The sequence below is a fragment of the Streptomyces sp. 13-12-16 genome (genome assembly GCF_002114215.1).
Classification (GTDB): Bacteria; Actinomycetota; Actinomycetes; order Streptomycetales; family Streptomycetaceae; genus Streptomyces.
Genome location: NZ_NCTE01001271.1, coordinates 1 through 468, shown reverse-complemented (window position 1 = coordinate 468; position 468 = coordinate 1). Strand labels below are relative to the sequence as shown.

Annotated in this window: 1 pseudogene; it reads left to right on the top strand. The window is 74.1% G+C overall.

The window, feature by feature from the left end:
* Positions 1 to 468: pseudogene (locus B7767_RS39115) on the top strand (hypothetical protein); the annotation flags it as partial.

Below are 468 nucleotides of genomic sequence, written 5' to 3'. Positions count from 1 at the left end.
GGGGCCGTCGTCCCCAGCCCCGCCGACACCTGGAACGGCCTGATGGACTACGGCGGTTCCCTCGGTGACGAGTGGTGGGGCGAGACCGCCGACGCCCGCGAGATGTGGGACGACGGCGACCACCTCGGCGCGATCCTGGACTGGGGCGGCGCCTCGCTCGGCACCGGCGGCACGGTCCTGTTCGACTCGTTCATCGGCGACGACGTCGTGGACCAGTGGAACAGCGGCAACGGGACCCGGGCCGTCACCACCGTCATCTGGAACATCGGCTCCCTCTTCATCCCCGGCTACGGCGAGGCGAAGACAGCCGAGAAGGTCGGCTCGCTCGGCCGGCTCAGCCGGGCCGTCGACGACGCCACCGAGGCCGCCCAGGACGCACGGCGCGCGGCCGAGGCCGGCGACCTCGACGCGCTGGAGGACGCCGCCCGGCGCGCCGACGAGGCGGCGGACGAAGCCGAGGACACGGCC